Below are 17,140 nucleotides of genomic sequence, written 5' to 3' on the forward strand. Positions count from 1 at the left end.
CTCCGCACGGCCGGGGGTGCCGCTCACGTTGAAACCAGCGTGCTTCGGAGGCGGCTTCGGTGACGGCGGGGCTTCGCAGGCGGCTTCGGTGACGGAGGTCAGGCGGATCTTGCGAGGTCGAACGGCGGACGACGGCGAGACGGGCGTGGGCCGCAACCTTTCATTTGACACATGGCTTCTCAAGGCAAGGAGGGCGACATGCTGTTCATAGGGCTCATCATCCTGGCCGCGGCGGCTGTCATCGGCGTGGTAGGCGTGCTGGGCAACCTTGGCGGTGGGCACGCGCTCACCGGGGACTTCTCCGTGTTCGGTTTCAACGGCGACGGCTACACCGGAACGGTGTTCCTCTCCGGGATCGTGATCGGGGCCGCCGCCCTGCTCGGGCTGGGTCTGATGATGGCCGCCGTGCGCCGTAGGCACGCCGCGCGCCAAGGGCTCACACAGCACCGCCGGGAGCCCGCGCCGGTCGACCGGGATCGCGATGAGGTGGCCGGCAGACACGAGCCCGCGGACGACGAGTCCGCCCGCGGCACTCGACGCCATGGCCGACCGCATCTATTCGGGCACCGCACCGCCCATCGATAGGAAGGCAGTGACTCATGAATGTCGGGAAGAAGATGGCCCACACGGCCGAAGCGGTCCGAGGCAGCGCCAAAAAGGCGCTCGGCCGGGTCACCGGTAACCGCCGTATGCAGGCGGAAGGGCACGGCGGCAAGGTGAAGGGCAACGCCAAGCAGTCCGGTTCGAAGATCAAGGACGCCTTCCGGCACTGATCCGCGGTAAAGGCGAGGAATCCGTCGAGGATGCTGCGCCGGTACTGCAGCGCCTTGAGCCGCTTGCGGAGCTGAGTCTCCAGTTGGCTGAGGGTGCGGGCGGCCAGGTTGGCCAGGCTTCGCTTGATGTGCGCCCACAGGCCCTGCACCGGGTTGAGGTCGGGTGCATACCCGGGCATCAGGACCACCATCGGCCAGTCCCGCTCGAGCGGAGAGCACGGCACGATCAGCCCATGAGAGCCGCGGCCGCTCGACCTGTCGGCGAAGCACAGCGACCTCATGACGAAGCGCGAGGACCTCGGCGTTGTTCACGGCAGTCGAGCGACCCAGCAAAAGGAAGCAGCCCAGCAGCCGGCAGAAGATCAGGCAGAGCCATCGCAGACCCACGACCACTGATCATGCCCACACTTGAGCGATCGAAAAGCTCCAGGTCAACCACCGTACGGCAATAACCCTTCAGGCCGGCAATTAGAATCGCCTCTCATGTCGAAGCCTGACGAACTGCTCGTTGACGTCGCCGCCCTGGTGGAGTCCGGGCACAGCAATCAGATGTCTCTGACCGTGGTCGCCGGTGGCGCTGTCATCACGGGCCGGCTGGCTCCCGAAGCCGTCTGGAGGCAGCGGGTGTCGGAGGTCCTGGCGGACTCGGCCCGCCTGAGCGGTTTCTCCGCCGTCTTCACCGCTACGACGTGCAAGGAGGGGCCGCCCACGCATCTGCATTTCCATGTGGCGCGGATTCTGCAGGGCACGGTGGGGATCCCGGAGACGGGCGGGATGTACCGCGTGGCGATCGAGGACGTCAGCGCCTGGACCATGGGCGACTTCAGCTACTCCGACCACTGACCCACCCTCGCACCGAGAAACCCCCGGTACGCGGTGAGGGCCCGAACCGGCGCATCCCGGTCGGGCCCTCACCGCTGTTTTGGTGGTGGCTCGCGCCTGCCCGTCGGTCAGACGGCCGCAGGGGCGCCGAGCATCGCGGAAGCCTGCTCCAACGGGTTGAGGACGCGCGCGGGCGCGGCGGCCTGGGGAAGGCCGCGGCAGGTGAACCCGAGCTGGGTCATGGCCCGGAGGACTTCGCCGGCGCTGAAATCGCGGCGGTCCTGGCGTGTGATGACCTGGCCGACCTGCTTGACCGGGTAGGTGCGGCGGCCGATGATCACGGACTCGCCGGTGACCTGTTCGGGCTTAACGCCCTTCATAGATTCCAGGACGCCGCTTTTGGTGAGGTCGAACGGGAAGCGGGCGATGACACAGCGCATGATGCCTCACAGAGAGAAGAAGGGGGTAGTTCTACCGCGGTGAGGCGGTTCAGTGGGCGAGGACACCCGGAGCGCTGCCTTGTTTGTCGACGACAGGCAGGGCGGCGTGCTGGCGGCAGCACATCGCGTGCTCGGCTTCGGTCATCGTGGTCACGGGCGAGGTGAACGGCCCGCGGTCGCCGAGGATGTCGCGCAACTGAACCCGGTCCGTGTACGTGGACCTGTCGCGGACTGCGGCGAGCTGGACCTGGGTGACCAGTCCGGTGCACAGGCCGTCGTTGTCGCAGACGAGCAGGTGCCCGGTGCCGGCGCTTGCCATGACGGACAGGGCGACCTCGATGGTCATGTCGTCGCAGACCTGCGGTCCGGCTGTGTCCATGGCGTCGGCCTCCGTCATGGGCACGGGGGTGGCATTCGCCGAGCGGAGCTGCATGTGAACCAGCGTCAAAACGTATCTCCTACAGAGATGGGTCAGTTTTCTGATCACGAAGGTCCTAGGCCGCCTTCGCATCGAAGGAGGACTGCCGCACGGTCACGCGCCGGGCAGCCGAGGCGGGGCTGCGTCGGCCGCGTGAGGCCGCGCTGCGCTTACGCCGCTCGGCCACCGGCGCGGTGATCGTCACCGGGATGCCGGAGGGGGTCTGGGCACCGGTGATCTGGCTGAGTGCCGCTTCGCCGGAGCGGACCTGGGTGGTCTGGGGCACGATGCCGGCGGCCGTCATGAGGCGGGTCATGTCGCGGCGCTGGTTGGGGGTGACCAGGGTGACGACGCTGCCGGTCTCGCCGGCCCGCGCGGTACGGCCACCGCGGTGGAGGTAGTCCTTGTGGTCGGTCGGCGGGTCGACGTTGACGACGAGGTCGAGGCTGTCGACGTGGATGCCGCGCGCCGCGACGTTCGTCGCCACGAGCACGGTGACGTGCCCGGTCTTGAACTGGGACAGGGTCCGGGTGCGCTGCGGCTGCGACTTCCCGCCATGCAGGGCGGCGGCCCGGACACCGCTGTTCAGCAAATCCCGCGTCAGCCGGTCGACGGCGTGCTTGGTGTCCAGGAACATGATGACCCGGCCCTCGCGCGCCGCGATCTCCGTCGTCGTCCGCTGCTTGTCGGCGCCGTGGACATGCAGCACGTGGTGCTCCATCGTGGTGACCGCGCCTGCGGACGGGTCGACGGAGTGGACGACCGGATCGGTGAGGTAGCGGCGGACCAGGAGGTCGACGTTGCGGTCGAGGGTGGCGGAGAACAGCATCCGCTGGCCCTCGGGGCGGACCTGGTCCAGGAGCGCGGTGACCTGGGGCATGAAGCCCATGTCGGCCATCTGATCGGCCTCGTCCAGGACGGTGATCGCGACCTGGTTCAGCCGGCAGTCACCCCGGTTGATGAGGTCCTTGAGGCGGCCCGGCGTAGCGACGACGACCTCGACGCCACCGCGCAGCGCACTGGCCTGACGGCCGATCGACATTCCGCCGACGACGGTGGCCAGGCGCAGCTTCACCGAGCGGGCGTAGGGGGTTAGTGCGTCGGTCACCTGCTGGGCCAGCTCACGCGTCGGCACGAGGATCAGGGCCAGCGGCTGACGGGGCTCGGCGCGCTCTCCGACGGTGCGGGCCAGCAGGGCCAGGCCGAAGGCGAGGGTCTTGCCGGAACCGGTGCGTCCGCGACCGAGGACGTCGCGGCCCGCGAGGGTGTTGGGCAGGGTCGCGCCCTGGATCGGGAACGGGACGTTCACGTCTTGTGCGGTGAGCGCGGCCAGCAACTGCTCGGGCATGTCGAGGTCGGCGAACGCCTCGACGGCAGGCAGCGCGGGAGTGATCGTCTTCGGCAGGGCGAACTCGCCCTGGGCCGCTGCGGGCCGCCGACCGTGGCCGCCCGAGCGGCGCGGACCCCCTGAACGGCTCGGGGCGGGCGAGCCGAAACGGCTGCCCCGGCCCGAACCGGCGCCGGAGCGGAAAGCGGGGCCGTCGGTGCGGGTGCGGGTGCGGGAGGAGCGGCCGTTCGTACGGGTGGGGTTCATCGAGAACCTTCCTTGATACGGCACGTATCAAGGAATTCCCGCAGCGGAAGAGCAGCGCGGGGAATCACGAGAACGGGCCGAATAGAATGCGAAAGTCAATCTGACTTGCAGTGAATCTGGCGCGGGCGCAGGCGATGAAAGGGGTGACGTCATGTGGACGTGAAATCCGCGACGTCGACGGGTGTAGCTCCGAAGTGACGCGCATCCCTGGGGAAGGGTCTGCGGGCGGTGTTGTCCCACAGGTGATACCACTGCGGGAAATGCCCGTAGCTGGGGCCCGCGCACCCGAGGGATGCGGGCCCCAGCTACGTCAGTATCAGACGGGAACGATGTTCTCGGCCGTCGGGCCCTTCTGGCCCTGCGCGATGTCGAAGGTGACCCTCTGGCCTTCGAGCAGCTCACGGAAGCCCTGGGCGGCGATGTTCGAGAAGTGGGCGAACACGTCAGCGCCGCCACCGTCCTGCTCGATGAAGCCGAATCCCTTGGCCGCGTTGAACCACTTCACGGTGCCAGACGCCATGTCATATCTCCTTTGGGGCAGTACGCCGGGATCCGCAATGCGCGGATACCGGGTCGCCGCGATGATGCCCCACCCGGAAAATGACCGGAAATACAAAATGCTTCCAGCGGCTGAAAATACCGACGAGGGAGCTTCAAGTTTGGGAATCAAACTGCAACCGAGATCGACAGTAGCATGCCGTAGCGGTCTGTGCACGTTAAATGATTCCACTCTGTTCGTTGCAGTAAAAACATTCTCCGCATGGCGCGTTAAACCCTCACGTCGTGGTCATAGATATTGATCCGCCGGGAGCGCAAGGTTTCAGGAAGAGCGGTCGCCGATCACGGCTCGGAGGGCACGACTATTCCGGTGGCACGATCCGTACCGTTCAGCCCGGCGCCGGCCTCATCGGCCCGTATGCCGGTCCCAACACGGATCAGGGCCGCGCATCTGTTGTGCTGCGCGGCCCAGATCCCGTGCGCCGCCCAGATCCCGCCACCGTCGCCGTCAGACGCTACAGTCCGCGCCCCCTGTCACCACAGGAAACGCCCTGTCACCACAGGAAACGGCCCATGCGCCACGCCCCGCATGTGCGGGGCCGCCGGTACCCGGCGGGCGTGCACCACCTCAGACCTCGGGCGGTGAATTCACAGATTCAGCGCCACGGCGGTATTCGGCGTTGATGCGCTGGGCTTCTTCGAGCTGGTCTTCGAGGATGATGATGCGGCAGGCGGCCTCGATGGGGGTGCCCTGGTCGACGAGTTCACGCGCGCGGGCCGCGATGCGCAGCTGGTAGCGGGAGTAGCGGCGGTGGCCGCCCTCGGAGCGGAGCGGGGTGATCAGGCGGGCTTCCCCGACGGCGCGGAGGAAGCCCTGGGTGGTGCCGAGCATCTCGGCGGCCCGGCCGATGGTGTAGGCGGGGTAGTCGTCGTCGTCGAGACGGCTGTACGAGCCCTCTGCTGTCATTGCACCTCTCTGTGGAACGCGTGGAGGGGCCCTGGTGCCATATGGCACCAGGGCCCCGAAGGAACTGCTACACCATCTGCCGACCTTGGTACTGCGCCGGCCTTCTGTTTCCGCGGACCCGACCTGAATGCTGTCGGGGGTGCGGGGATCGCGGTTGCTTGACCGGAGACCACCTCACTATCGATGTCCTGCGGTACCCGGGCTCAAGACTTCCGCCCGGGCGATCCTGATGGCGCGGGGCCCCTCCGTTCTTTCCCTCTGGATGAACTACTTACCGAACGGGAACTACGTACTGCTGGTACTGCGAACTGCGCTTGCTGAACTGCTACTGCGGTACCGCTCACGGCGGCCCCTGATCACTGCGGGCCACCCGGTCCGGTCGTCAGCCTCGTCGCCGTCCTGCAACAACTCTGGCTTCGAACTCCACCACCGCACCGTCCTACGAACTGCACTCGCGTGTACTGCTGCCCGGCAGTTCGTCTCTGCCGGGCCCTGCTTGATCTCGGCTACGAGAGAAACCATAACCACACCACCGCCCAATGTCTACTCCGGCCGACACAGATTTCCGCGTGCCAGTCAGAGAGATAGTCGTCCTCGATCACAGAAGGGCGTGCGGTGGCCCCACTCCAGCCGGGGACACCCGCTTTGAGCAGCGCCGTTGCGCCGGCCTTGATGCCGCGAACCCCACAGCTTCCCCGCCCGACTGCGTGGATGATCGGCCAGGCACCCTCCACAGCCGGGGCTTCGAGCGGTTAACGCGCCGCAGGCCGGGGCACAAGCACCGGGCAGACGAAGTCGGCCGCCCCTTGGGGCGATCGACGTGCTCGTAGAGTTGGGCATCGGCCGTCTCGTCCGTCCGCGTCTCTTGGGTACGCAGATTGCGGCATCGCGCCGCCTGAGCGGGCCACGATGCCAGCGCAGGACCGTCTCAGGGCGGACCAGCAGCAGAAGGTGCCGCAGTCTGTCTTTGGGCAGGTGGTACAGAAGCCCGGGATCAACGGATCACCGGCCAGCGCCACCCTCCACCTCGTCATCGGCGAGTACGCGAAGCACCACAACAGACACCGGCCGCACCGATCCCTCCGACAACGGGCACCAGACCGACTCACCGACCCCGATCCGCCCACCGCCACGGACAACACTCCCATCTCTCGACGCGATCGACTCGGCGGCCTCATCCACGAATACACGCAGGTCGCATCGGGGGACACAGTTTCCGGCACCCACAAGGTCATGGCCGCCTCCACGCTGGGGGAGCTGCTCGGGCCCGCGGACGAGGAGGCCGAGGCGGAGATGCGGCGTCTGCCGGCCACCCGATACAACGCCGTGCGCCCGTTCCTGTCCCTGCTCGGGGAGTCGTCGGCGCTGGGGCCGGCGTCCGGGAGCCAGCGGGTGCTGGCGGCGGTGAAGAAGCTGCCCGCGCTCGCGCGGCGGAAGGCGAAGGTCAAGCCGCTGCTGCCACGCCAGAGCGGTGTACCGCGGAGAACCGCAGGACGATGCCACCGTCCTGTTCGGCGAATGGCTCAGCACCACCCCCATGCTCAGTGGCAGACCGCCGGCCTGACACGGATTCCGCACAGGTGAGCGGACGGGACAGGGTTCCGGAGGGCGGAGCCGAACTCAACCCGTGTCTTCCATGTCGTCCCCGGGCTCGCACGCTCCGGGCCCGTGGTCCCCGATCCATTTCAGCGGGCGTACCGCCGGGCCCTGAAGCACACTGCCGTCGATGGCGAACCGCGAGCCATGACAGGGGCATTCCCAGGTCCGCTCGGCGTCGTTGAACCGCACCAGGCAGCCCAGGTGAGTGCAGCAGGCCGACAGCGTGTGCAACTCACCCCCCTCATCACGGTGGACCGCCCGCTGCCGCCCGCCGAGGCGGACGACCGCCCCGCCACCGGGCGGGATGTCCCGTACCGCGTCGGTGCCGTCCCCGGACAGCCGGTCGCCGATGAAATGGCGTGCGACAGTGGCCTGAACCTTCAGCAGTGCGGGTGCCTCGCGTACCGGATTCAGCCGCCGCGGATCGTACAGGCGCTCCCACGGCACAGGCCGCCCCGTGAGCCGCCCGGCCAGCAGCCTGCCGGTCAGCGCGCCGCCGGTCATGCCCCACCCGGCGAACCCCGTGGCCACGAAGGCATGGCGGGAGGCGGGGTGCAGCGGGCCCACATAGGGCACGTGATCGGTGGTCCAGTTGTCCTGCGCCGCCCAGCGGAAGGCAGGTTCGGCGCCGGGAAAACGGTCGTGTGTCCAGTCGATCAGCCGCGCGTAGCGCTGCTCGACGCCATCGACACCGGGGGTGAACTTCTCCCCGGTGACGATGAGCAACCGCTGCCCAGGCCGGTACGGCGCGGTGCGCACCGAGCGGGTGCCGTTCTCGGGCGTGAGATACATGCCGTGCGGAGCACGGTCGGAGGGGAGCACGGCTGCGACGACCAGCTCCCGCTTCACTTCCAGACGGGGAAAGAGCAGGGCCCGGTCGAAGATCGGGTAGGCCGTCGCCACCACCACGTCGCGGGCCCGCAACCGCGCTCCGCGGTCGGTGGTCAGGCGGCACGGATGGCCCTCGTCGAGGCTCACCACGCGCGAGTGCTCGAAGACCAGACCGCCTCGCGCGACCAGGTCCTCCACCAGCGCCAGCAGGTATTTCCGGGGGTGGAACTGCGCCTGCCCCGCCACCTCTATCGCTCCCGCGACCGGGAAGGGCAGATCGGTCCCGGTCGTGAACGAGGCGTCCAGCCCGGCCGACGACGCGGCCTCCGCCTCGGCCCGCACCTTCTCCAGGGCCTGCTCGCCTTCGGCATAGGTGAAGGCGGGGCACTCCTCCAGATCGCAGTCGATTCCCAGCTCGTCAGCCACCTGCCGTACCCGGTCCACGGCGTCGGCCTGTGACCTGGCATAGAGCCGGGCGGCCTCCTCCCCGCGCACGCCACGGATCTCCTGGTACGCCAGGCCCTGGAGGGCGGAGAGCTTGGCTGTCGTGTGCCCCGTAATCCCGGCGGCCAGCCGGGCCGCTTCCACCAATGCCACCCGGCGCCCGGCACGGGCCAGTTCCCAGGCCGTGCAGATACCCGCGATGCCCCCGCCGACCACGGCGACCTCGACATCAGGAGCGCTGCCTTCCCCGCCGGGATCCAGGGCTGGGTGGGACGGTCCCGGTGCCGATGACATCCAGTACGACGAGGGCGCGTACCCGGTGGGAAGACTCGTCATCGCCAGCTCCTCTCCCGCTCTGCTCCTGTGGCTTGCGGTCCCGATCCGGGTGCCCCCATATCAATCGGCTACCGCTCCAGAGCGGTGTACCGTTCGAAACGTCGTTGCTGCACGTCACGCCGCATATCGGCCAGCTTTCGATCACCGTGTCGAGGCCATGGGTACGGCCCGCCTGCCGGTGGGTACAAAGATCACTTCGGCCACGAGCACGGCGGCGGACCCTCCTCGGTGGCATGGCCCGTCTCCCCGGCCATCGCCCGGGAACTCGGGCGGTGACAAGCTGTGCCGGCCGCAGCCGTGGCCACCGCATGGTGAGCGGTTCTGACCACAATGGAGGCCCTCATGCTCCGCGCATTGGCAGATGTCTTCCGGTCCGTTGGTGGCGCCATCGCCACCGTCGTCACCCTGCCCTTCCGCGCCGTGGCGCGGCTCTTCGGGGGCGCTTCGGACACCGCCCACGGACACCACTGACACCCTCGACGCCTGAACGCCCGCCACAGCATGAGCCGCTCGGCTGACGGCCGTGCGGGCCAGCCGCCGTTGACGCCCAACGTGAGCAGCCCCTCCACGGACAGTTTGTGGCAGAGCCTCGCTGATCGCAGAAGACCATAGGCGCCACCACATCGGCGTCACCGGCGGCGATGCCCCCGGTCTGCTCTAGCGGTGTATATCATCGCCGCCGGCGTCTCGGAGAACACCGACCGGTTCGGGGCATCTGCTGCCGTGGCCGACGGGCCGGGCCGGAGGGGATGCCTGTGCTGTCCGGTGCGTCCGAGGTCGCCGCTTCGCGTCGGCCACACGTTGTCGCCGCGGTGACCGGCCTCCTGCCGCCTTGGCTCTGGTGTAGCCGAGGGGCCCTGCTACGCAGTGCCTGTCATCTGCCGCTTCCGCTCTCCATTCGTGTGCGCCTCTCCCATCAGCGAGCCTTCTTCCTGCTCGTAGTGCGACAGGGCGAGGCCGAGGCCGAAGAATGTGGGCGCCCACTCGCCGACGTAGATGCCCCAGCGGTCGGCACGGTCGAGCCCGGCACCGGGTTCGGCGCGCAGGGAGGTGGCCCAGGTGAGTATGGAGAGCCCGATGGAGGCGACAGCGGCGGTGTAGGCGTGCTCGCTGCGCAGGCCCACGTCGTGCAGCTTCTTGATCATGGCAGTGGTTCCTTAGGGAGTTAAGTTCCCCCCTCAGGGCTCATCTCCGGGTTCCCCCTCCGAGGCGAGTGACGCGGAGCGAGCGAAAATAATCAGGGCGCCCTCGAGAGAGCGGTATGTGACGTGATGCCGTATCTGTCGTTACCGGAACGTGTGGGACCACATGAAGTCGGTCAGCGCGGCAGCGACGGCATCGGGCTGTTCATCGGGGATGAAGTGTCCTGCGTCCGGCACGCCGATCCCGGTGGCGTGGCCGGCCCACGGCCTGATGGAAGCTGCCATGTCGGGGATGGAGCCGTGGCTGCTGGAGATCCCGGGAACCGGGACCGTCAGGCGCTGTTGTTCCAGCGCTTCGGCTTCCTCCAGGCGCTGTTGTTCCAGCGCTTCGGCTTCCTCGGCTCCGCCGGCCAGACCAGCGCTCCATTCTCCCCGAGCTCGCGCATCAGTGGTACGCCTGGCTCGTTCGGGGGAGCGCGTCGAGGAATGGCTGGTGTGGCCGGGACGGTGACCAGCAAAGGTGAAGTCTCCGATCGCGCGGATCGGGGACTTCACCATTACGAGCCCGGCCGGAGGGGATCAGTACGAGCGGCCCCTGTTACGGCCCCGGGTGCCGGTGCGTACCGGGGGCGACGGCACGAGTGCCGAGGGGGGTCTTGACGGCCCGTGCACGCGTCGCCCGGATACGGCCCGTTTACGCGGCCGGGGTGAGTTGGGCGCGGCCGAACAGCAGCGCGTAGCCGGTGGGGAGTTGCTGGAGGATGCGGGTGATGAGGTCGGGGCCGGCGTGGGCGGTGACGGCCGAGAAGACGGAGCCGGTGTCCCAGCGGGTGGTGGCCAGGGAGGCGCCGGAGCGGGCGGCGAGATCCTTGACGAAGGCCCATCCGGTCAGCGGCTGCGTGTCAGGGATCTGCGCGGTCAGGACACGTGCGGCCTCCACGGGCAGGCAGGCGGCCAGGTCGACGCGCTCGTCGCCGGTCAACTGACGTCCCAACCCCGCCAGGACCAGGCGGACGGCTTCCTCGGCCCTCTCACGGGTGGGGTAGGCGCCTTCGTAGCGGACCTTCTCCAGCATCTGCCCATACGCCGTCCCGTACGGCTGCTGCTGCTCAAGCGGTATGCGCACGTCGGTGATCACTGCGGTGCGTGCCTTTCGTGGAGTCAGGATTGGGTGGTGCCGGTGTGCGGCACCGGTGGTCAGGTGGGCTGGGGGCGGCCGAAGTGCAGGTCGTAGCCAGCGGGGTGCTGGAGCAGGATCTGCCCCATCAGGTCCTCGCCGGCCGTGTCGGCGACCGTGGACAGCACGGCGCTGACGTCCCACGTCGCGGTCCGCTCGGTGGCACCCTCGTCCAGGCCGCGGTCGCCCGCACGAAGCGCTCCGGCGGCAGCGGCCCGGCTCTCTGCAGCGGGTTGAGCAGGATCAGGGCGAAGTCCTCCGACAGGCGTGCCGCGAGCAGGGCGCGGACCTCGCCGACCAGGTGCGCGCCGAGCAGGGCGAGCACCACGCGGGCCGCTCGCTCGGCTTCCTCCGCAGTGCCGTACTCGCCGCGCTCCTTCACGTGGTCGAGGAACGCTTCGCGTCGCAGAGTCATCTCGGCCGCCACCCCTTCTTCTTCGGACTGCCCACGGGGGTGCGGAGGGCGGGGAGAGGGGGAGATCAGGTGCCCGTCCTCCGCACCTGTCCGGCCGGTGTCAGCCGGAGATCTCCTTGTGGCCGGTCCCGACGCCGATGGAGATCTTGCGGGGCTTGGCGCGCTCGGCGATCGGGATGCGCAGAGTGAGCACGCCCGCGTCGTAGTCGGCCTTGATGCGCTCAGTGTCGAGGGTGTCGGCGAGCACGAGCTGGCGGGAGAAGGCGCCCAGCGGCCGCTCGGACAGTTCCATCTGCACGTCGTCGGCCTTCGCCACCGGCCGTCGCTCGGCCTTGACGGTGAGCATGTTCCGTTCGACGTCGATGTCGATCGCGTCCGCAGTGACGCCAGGCAGGTCGAAGGCCACGACGTACTCGTCGCCCTCGCGGTAGGCGTCCATCGGCATCGCCGACGGCCTCGACCACGTACCCGGGCCCATCAGATGCTGCGTCAGCCGGTCCAGCTCACGGAAGGGGTCAGTGCGCATCAACATCGTGAAAACACCTCCAGCAGGTTCTGGCAGTTACTGCCAATGCGCTTCACTGACACCGTTGTAACATGTCATCCAATGGATGACAAACATGATGTCATCAACGTGATGACAACCCGAGTGAGGTGCCCGTGACCGCAGCCGACCAGCCGCCCACGATCAGCACCGACAACCACAGCCCGGCGTCATTCCTCGCCGCCTCGGCGGCCCTTAACGCCATAGACGACGCCTTGCGCAATGCTCAGCACGAGGCCCCGAGCGCCCCCGATACCGGGCCGGGCCCAGAGCAGGCCCTGGCCTCCCTGATGCTGCTGCGGCAGGTCCGCGAGCAGCTCGCCGGATGGGAGACCGGCCTGATCGAAACGGCCCGCGACGCGGGAGCAAGCTGGGCCGACCTCGCTCAGCCCCTCGGTGTCGCCAGCCGTCAAGCCGCCGAGCGCCGCTACCTGCGCGGCCGCCCCGGAGCCGCCGGGACCACCGGCGAGCAGCGCGTAACGGCCACCCGCCAGGCCCGGGCCGCCGAACGGAGCACCGCCACCTGGGCCCGCCGTAACGCCGCCGACCTGCGCCGCCTCGCCGGCCAGATCACCGCACTCACCGACCTTCCCCCCGCCGCCCGTCGCCCTGTCAGCGAGCTCCACGCGGCCCTCGCCCACGACGACCCCGCCGACCTCATCGCCCCCCTGACCGCCGCCCGCCCCCACCTGGTCGCCGCCCACCCCGACCTCGCCGCCCGGCTCGACACCCTCACAACCCCGTAGTACGAGTCAACGATCCAGCCTGTGCGACTCTGTCGCCCGATTCTCGAGAATCGGCTGACCTGTGGGTTCTCGGGGTGGGATGGTGTTGGGGATCGGTCTGTTCGCGGGGAAGTGAGGAGGATCGGCGGTGTCGCTGCGTCCTGTCCCCGCTCCCGAGATCCTCGGGCATGGGCCCAGCAGTACCACCGGGGCGGCGAACACGGTGAGGGGGTGCGCCGGCGGGAGGGCAAAGACCTCCCGCCGGGCAGCCTCCGGCTGGTCAGCCCGCATGATCCGGAGGCGCGCTGCGCGGTCAAGCGCGGCTTGATCTGGGACGGCTGAATCGTCGCGCGGGACTCGTCGGCCAGGATCCGTGCGAGGTCGGCATCGGTACGCCCGCGCGTCACCCTGACCATGTCGTCGAGGAAGTCGTCGTCGGTGTACGGGGCGAGGTCGGTGAGCGGGAAGCGGTCCCGCGCGGTCGGTTCCAGGAGGTTCTCGAGGTCGGCGAGTCCGCCGTGGCTGGTGCGCATGGCGCCGGCGGTGAAGTAGGAGTTGCCACCGGCCCACTGCCGTGGCGCCTTTTCCAGTACGAGGACTCGGGCGCCCGCTTGCCGGGCGGACTGCGCTGCGCAGAAGCCGGCGTTTCCGCCGCCGACCACGATGACGTCCCAGGGTGCTGCCATGAGTGCGGGTGCTCCTGATCACGGGAAGGGCCGGTCCTGATCACGGGAAGGGCCGGTCCGGAGCACGGGCTCCGGACCGGCTGTGTGCGGTGCGTCAGCCGACGGCGGGCACGGGGTCACGGTCCGCTCCGGCCGCTGCTTTCGGGTCGGCTTCCGCGGGCTTCTCGCCAGGTGCGGGATCGACCTGCGGCTCGGGGGTGTGGCCGGCCTCGGGAGCGGAGGTGTACGGGATATCGCCACGGAGGACGGCCTTGGCACGGTCCTCGTCGAGCTGTCCCTCCCATTTGGCCACCGCCAGAGTGGCGACGCCGTTGCCGACCACGCTGGTCAGGGCGCGGGCCTCGGACATGAAGCGGTCGATGCCGAAGATGAGCGCCAGGGCGGCGACGGGTACGTGGGGAACGGCGCTGAGGGTGGCGGCCAGCGCTACGAAGCCGGACCCGGTGACCCCGGCGGCACCCTTGGAGGTGAGCAGCATGATGGCGAGCATCGACATCTGCTGGGTGAGGCTGAGGTCGATGCCGAGGGCCTGGGCGAGGAAGACCGAGCCCATGGTGAGGTAGATCGCGGTGCCGTCGAGGTTGAAGGAGTACCCGGCGGGCAGCGTGATACCGACGACCGGTTTGGAGGCGCCCACGTGCTCGAGCTTGGCCATCATGCGCGGCAGCACTGGCTCGCTGGACGAGGTGCCCAGGACGATCAGCAGCTCTTCCTTGATGTAGCGGAGGAAGGGCAGCAGGCGCAGGCCGTTGACGCGCATGACCGTACCGAGGACGACCAGGACGAAGAACAGGGCGGTGAGCCAGAAGGAGCCGACCAGCAGGAAGAGGTGCCGCAGGGTGTCCAGGCCGTAGTTGCCGATGGTGAAGGCCATGGAGCCGAAGGCGCCGATCGGGGCCAGCCGCATGATCCAGCGGATGAGTGTGAACAGGATCCTGGACAGCTTCTCGATGCCCTGGGCGATCCCCGCGCCCGCCTCGCCGCCGGCGTTGAGGCCGAAGCCGAACAACACCGAGACCACCAGCACCGGCAGGATCTCGTGGCCGGTCATGGCGCTGAGCAGGGTGTCCGGAATCATGGCGAGGACGAAGGCGGAGAAGCTCTCATGGCTCGCGGTCGCCTCGGGCGGCAACCCCTTGGTGGAGAGGGTGGAGGGATCGACGTGCAGTCCGCTGCCGGGCTGGACGACGTTGACGACGACCAGGCCGATCACCATGGCGACGGTGGTCAGCACCTCGAAGTAGAGCAGCGCCTTGAGGCTGACCCTGCCGACGGCACGCGCGTTGCCCATGGAGGCGATGCCGTGGACGACGGTACAGAAGATGACCGGCGCGATCATCATGCGCACCAGCGCGATGAAGCCGTCGCCCAGGGGCTTCAGCTCGGCGCCGAAGGAAGGCCACAGCCAGCCGACGACGGCACCGGCGAGAACACCGATCAGGCATTGGACGTAGAGCAGGGACAGCAGCCGACGGGTGCGGCGTGGTGGAGCGGTGACGGTACCCGGGGCGGCATCGTTGCGGCTCATGCGGGGCGTCCTTCCAGGACGGGAACGAGAAGTTCGGCTCGGGCGATGCGGCGGGCGGCGCGGTGCAGCAGCACCGTGGGGGACGCGCCGTCCGGTGCGGGGACGGCTTGGGCGGTGATGACACCTGCCGGGGTGCCCAGGCGCAGCGTGCCGTCGGCGGTCTGCCGGGCGACGCGGTGGGCGAGCGTGCCGGGGATGGCGGCCGCGGTGGCCAGGGCGACGGCCGAGGTGAGGCCGATCGCCGGGTGGGGTGCGTGCATGGAGACCATGCGTATGGCCAGGTCGTACTCGTCCTGACTGACCAGAGTGCCATGAGTGGTGCGATATGAGGCGGCCCGGGCAACGACGCCGACTTTCGGCACAGCGTGGCTGACCGGGTCGTTCCGGTCGGCCAGGCCCATGGCCAGGGCGGCCTCGCGGCGCAGCATGGTGAGCGCGGGCACCGCCTCGGCGAACTCGGTGAGCGACTCGGTGCCGTCGAGGCCGAACGCCTTGGCCTCGAACAGCGCGGCCGGGGCGCCGGCGTCGACCAGGGACACCTCGGCCGGACCGGCGGGCCCGATCAGGGTGTCCAGGGCTCGGCCGGTCGGCAGGGCGCGCCCCGTGGTCGTACCCGCCGGGTCCTCGAAGCCGAGAAGGACCGGCACTCCGAGCGCCGCGGTGCCGGGCACCGCGGCCGTGCCCTCGTCGGGGGCCGTACCGCCCGGGGTGGGGATGGTGCCGGTGAGGCGGGCCCCGGTGTTGACGTTGAGCATCCGCACCGTGGTGGAGTCCGATGTGATCGGTACCAGGCCGTTGTGGACGGCGTACAGGGCGACGGCGGTGGCGCAGTTGCCGCAGTTGCTGGTCCATTCCACGCGCTCGTCACCGATGCCGACCTGCGCGAAGGCGTACTCGACGTCGATGCCCGGCTCGGCCGGTGTCCGGACGATCGCGGCCTTGGAGGTGGTGGAGGAGGCACCGCCGACGCCGTCGATCTGGCGGGGGTCGGCGGCGTTGTAGGCGGCGAGCAGCAGGGTGTCGGCGTCCACGCCGGTCGCGACCACATCGTGGTGGTCGAAGATCCAGCACTTGCTGGTTCCTCCGCGGATCATCTCGCCCTGCAGACGCAACACAACAGACTCCTCGTGGAAACCCCGCCGGCACTTCCGTGCGTGGTGTGATCCACGGTGGGCGCGGAGAGCATGAAGTACAATCTCGGAAATCTGCATGGGTATTAAGTTGGAATTAATGCTGGAGGTGGCGCGGTGCTCGATGTGCGGCGCATCCTGCTCTTCACCGAGGTCGCCCGCCGGGGCTCGGTCACCGCGACCGCGCGGGCTCTCAACTACACGCCTTCAGCGGTGTCCCAGCAGGTCAGCCGCTTGGAGGCGGAGGCTGGGCAGCCGCTGTTGGAGCGCCATGCGCGGGGTGTCACGCTCACTGACGCGGGACGCGCCCTGGCCGAGCGCGGGGAGCGGATCGAGCGGGAACTGACGGCCGCCGAGAACGAGCTCGCCGACTTCGCGGGACTACGCGCGGGCATCCTCCGCATCGGAACCTTCCCCACCGTCGGCGCTTCCCTCCTCCCCCGGGCCGTGATCGCCTTCCGGAAAGCCCACCCCGACGTACGGCTGACGGTGCGCAGCGCCCGCATCGCGGGCCTGTGGGCGATGCTGGAGAACCGGGAAATCGAGATGTCCCTGATGTGGGACTACGACTGGAACCGCATCGACCGCGAGGACATCGTCGTCACCTCACTCGTCGACGACCCTCCGGCCCTCCTCGTCAGCAAGGACCACCCCCTCGCCGGCCGCCCTTCGGCCGCCCTCGCCGACTTCGCGAACGACCCCTGGATCACCCGCGCCGAGAACCACCCGGTGGCCGAGGCTCTCGCCCGCTGCTGCCACACAGCCGGTTTCGAGCCGCAGATCGCCTACGAGGCCCACGACTACCAGGAGGCACAGGCCATGGTCGCCGCCGGCATCGGCGTCGCCCTCGCCCCCACCCTGGCGCTGGAAGGCACCCGAGGCGGCGTCAGCGTCCTGCCACTGCAACCCCCCGCCCCGGTACGCCGCATCCTCCTGGTCCGCATGGCCGACCATGCCCTCACCCCCGCCGCTGGGGCCTTCGCGGGCTTCCTGCGCGACAGCGCTACGACCGGCACGTCGTCATGACATAGGCCGAGCAAGCGTCCGGGGCCTGTGGGGTTCCAGAACTCA

18 protein-coding genes and 4 pseudogenes are annotated in these 17,140 nt (G+C 69.1%); 7 read left to right on the plus strand and 15 right to left on the minus strand.

Going from position 1 to position 17,140, the window contains the following annotated elements; genetic code table 11:
* The first annotated feature begins 198 nt into the window (after positions 1 to 198).
* Together ACK1X7_RS10320 and ACK1X7_RS10325 are read left to right on the plus strand one after the other, a co-directional pair.
* A complete protein-coding gene (locus ACK1X7_RS10320) occupies positions 199 to 585 on the plus strand; it encodes a hypothetical protein (protein WP_413114991.1) in 387 nt (128 codons plus the stop codon).
* Positions 586 to 599: 14 nt separating this feature from the next.
* Positions 600 to 773 carry a CsbD family protein gene (locus ACK1X7_RS10325; protein ID WP_382956723.1) on the plus strand — a complete coding sequence of 58 codons (174 nt, stop codon included), beginning with the start codon at positions 600 to 602 and terminating at the stop codon, positions 771 to 773.
* 5 nt (positions 774 to 778) lie between these two features.
* Here ACK1X7_RS10325 and ACK1X7_RS48290 read toward each other — a convergent pair.
* Positions 779 to 976 (minus strand): annotated as a pseudogene (locus ACK1X7_RS48290) (IS630 family transposase); the annotation flags it as partial.
* A 280-nt stretch (positions 977 to 1,256) separates the two neighbouring features.
* Between ACK1X7_RS48290 and ACK1X7_RS10330 the strand changes: the two are divergent.
* Entirely contained in the window at positions 1,257 to 1,616 is a 360-nt protein-coding gene (locus ACK1X7_RS10330) for a hypothetical protein (RefSeq protein ID WP_385143602.1), read from the plus strand.
* A 107-nt stretch (positions 1,617 to 1,723) separates the two neighbouring features.
* On the opposite strand, the gene ACK1X7_RS10335 is transcribed toward ACK1X7_RS10330, so the two are convergent.
* The 5 genes from ACK1X7_RS10335 to ACK1X7_RS10355 form a co-directional block, all read right to left on the minus strand.
* Positions 1,724 to 2,035 (minus strand): SCO5918 family protein, encoded by a 312-nt coding sequence (locus tag ACK1X7_RS10335; RefSeq protein WP_078644780.1) that lies wholly within the window; start codon positions 2,033 to 2,035, stop codon positions 1,724 to 1,726.
* A gap of 49 nt (positions 2,036 to 2,084) precedes the next feature.
* Positions 2,085 to 2,468, minus strand: coding sequence for a CBS domain-containing protein (locus ACK1X7_RS10340; RefSeq protein ID WP_385143604.1), 384 nt, complete (start codon positions 2,466 to 2,468; stop codon positions 2,085 to 2,087).
* Between the two features lie 61 nt (positions 2,469 to 2,529).
* Positions 2,530 to 4,047, minus strand: a complete 1,518-nt coding sequence (locus tag ACK1X7_RS10345) for a DEAD/DEAH box helicase (RefSeq protein WP_385143606.1) — start codon at positions 4,045 to 4,047, stop codon at positions 2,530 to 2,532.
* A gap of 316 nt (positions 4,048 to 4,363) precedes the next feature.
* Positions 4,364 to 4,567, minus strand: a complete 204-nt coding sequence (locus ACK1X7_RS10350; protein WP_137964988.1) for a cold-shock protein — start codon at positions 4,565 to 4,567, stop codon at positions 4,364 to 4,366.
* A 606-nt stretch (positions 4,568 to 5,173) separates the two neighbouring features.
* Positions 5,174 to 5,512: a MerR family transcriptional regulator gene (locus ACK1X7_RS10355; RefSeq protein WP_385143608.1), complete on the minus strand. Its 339-nt coding sequence runs from the start codon at positions 5,510 to 5,512 to the stop codon at positions 5,174 to 5,176.
* 1,233 nt (positions 5,513 to 6,745) lie between these two features.
* Between ACK1X7_RS10355 and ACK1X7_RS10360 the strand changes: the two genes are divergently transcribed.
* A complete protein-coding gene (locus tag ACK1X7_RS10360) occupies positions 6,746 to 7,096 on the plus strand; it encodes a hypothetical protein (protein WP_385143610.1) in 351 nt (116 codons plus the stop codon).
* 36 nt (positions 7,097 to 7,132) lie between these two features.
* Here ACK1X7_RS10360 and ACK1X7_RS10365 read toward each other — a convergent pair whose 3' ends face one another.
* The gene (locus tag ACK1X7_RS10365; RefSeq protein WP_413114992.1) at positions 7,133 to 8,722 is read right to left on the minus strand and encodes an FAD-dependent oxidoreductase; all 1,590 of its coding nucleotides are present in this window, start codon (positions 8,720 to 8,722) and stop codon (positions 7,133 to 7,135) included.
* 342 nt (positions 8,723 to 9,064) lie between these two features.
* On the opposite strand from ACK1X7_RS10365, the gene ACK1X7_RS10370 reads away from it, so the two are divergent.
* Positions 9,065 to 9,193: an LPFR motif small protein gene (locus ACK1X7_RS10370; RefSeq protein ID WP_279595799.1), complete on the plus strand. Its 129-nt coding sequence runs from the start codon at positions 9,065 to 9,067 to the stop codon at positions 9,191 to 9,193.
* Between the two features lie 389 nt (positions 9,194 to 9,582).
* Here the strand turns inward: ACK1X7_RS10370 and ACK1X7_RS10375 are convergent, their stop codons facing one another.
* The 5 genes and pseudogenes from ACK1X7_RS10375 to ACK1X7_RS10395 form a co-directional block, all read right to left on the minus strand.
* Positions 9,583 to 9,867: a hypothetical protein gene (locus tag ACK1X7_RS10375; protein ID WP_385143614.1), complete on the minus strand. Its 285-nt coding sequence runs from the start codon at positions 9,865 to 9,867 to the stop codon at positions 9,583 to 9,585.
* 141 nt (positions 9,868 to 10,008) lie between these two features.
* Positions 10,009 to 10,302: pseudogene (locus ACK1X7_RS10380) on the minus strand (alpha/beta fold hydrolase); the annotation flags it as partial.
* A 256-nt stretch (positions 10,303 to 10,558) separates the two neighbouring features.
* A complete protein-coding gene (locus tag ACK1X7_RS10385) occupies positions 10,559 to 11,002 on the minus strand; it encodes a DUF2267 domain-containing protein (protein ID WP_361496739.1) in 444 nt (147 codons plus the stop codon).
* A 59-nt stretch (positions 11,003 to 11,061) separates the two neighbouring features.
* Positions 11,062 to 11,456: pseudogene (locus tag ACK1X7_RS10390) on the minus strand (DUF2267 domain-containing protein).
* Positions 11,457 to 11,556: 100 nt separating this feature from the next.
* Positions 11,557 to 11,988 carry an Hsp20/alpha crystallin family protein gene (locus ACK1X7_RS10395; RefSeq protein ID WP_385143618.1) on the minus strand — a complete coding sequence of 144 codons (432 nt, stop codon included), beginning with the start codon at positions 11,986 to 11,988 and terminating at the stop codon, positions 11,557 to 11,559.
* Between the two features lie 128 nt (positions 11,989 to 12,116).
* On the opposite strand from ACK1X7_RS10395, the gene ACK1X7_RS10400 reads away from it, so the two are divergent.
* The gene (locus ACK1X7_RS10400) at positions 12,117 to 12,746 is read left to right on the plus strand and encodes a type III effector protein (protein ID WP_385143620.1); all 630 of its coding nucleotides are present in this window, start codon (positions 12,117 to 12,119) and stop codon (positions 12,744 to 12,746) included.
* Positions 12,747 to 13,231: 485 nt separating this feature from the next.
* On the opposite strand, the pseudogene ACK1X7_RS10405 reads toward ACK1X7_RS10400, so the two are convergent.
* The 3 genes and pseudogenes from ACK1X7_RS10405 to ACK1X7_RS10415 form a co-directional block, all read right to left on the minus strand.
* Positions 13,232 to 13,411: pseudogene (locus ACK1X7_RS10405) on the minus strand (FAD-dependent oxidoreductase); the annotation flags it as partial.
* 94 nt (positions 13,412 to 13,505) lie between these two features.
* Positions 13,506 to 14,939, minus strand: a complete 1,434-nt coding sequence (gene dctA / locus ACK1X7_RS10410) for a C4-dicarboxylate transporter DctA (protein ID WP_385143622.1) — start codon at positions 14,937 to 14,939, stop codon at positions 13,506 to 13,508.
* Entirely contained in the window at positions 14,936 to 16,054 is a 1,119-nt protein-coding gene (locus ACK1X7_RS10415; RefSeq protein ID WP_385143624.1) for a PrpF domain-containing protein, read from the minus strand. The genes dctA and ACK1X7_RS10415 overlap by 4 nt, the downstream gene beginning before the upstream one ends.
* A 132-nt stretch (positions 16,055 to 16,186) precedes the next feature.
* On the opposite strand from ACK1X7_RS10415, the gene ACK1X7_RS10420 reads away from it, so the two are divergent.
* Positions 16,187 to 17,095, plus strand: a complete 909-nt coding sequence (locus tag ACK1X7_RS10420) for a LysR family transcriptional regulator (RefSeq protein ID WP_361496760.1) — start codon at positions 16,187 to 16,189, stop codon at positions 17,093 to 17,095.
* Positions 17,096 to 17,140 lie beyond the last annotated feature (45 nt).

It is taken from the genome of Streptomyces sp. CY-1, assembly GCF_047218265.1.
Taxonomy (GTDB): domain Bacteria; phylum Actinomycetota; class Actinomycetes; order Streptomycetales; family Streptomycetaceae; genus Streptomyces; species Streptomyces niphimycinicus.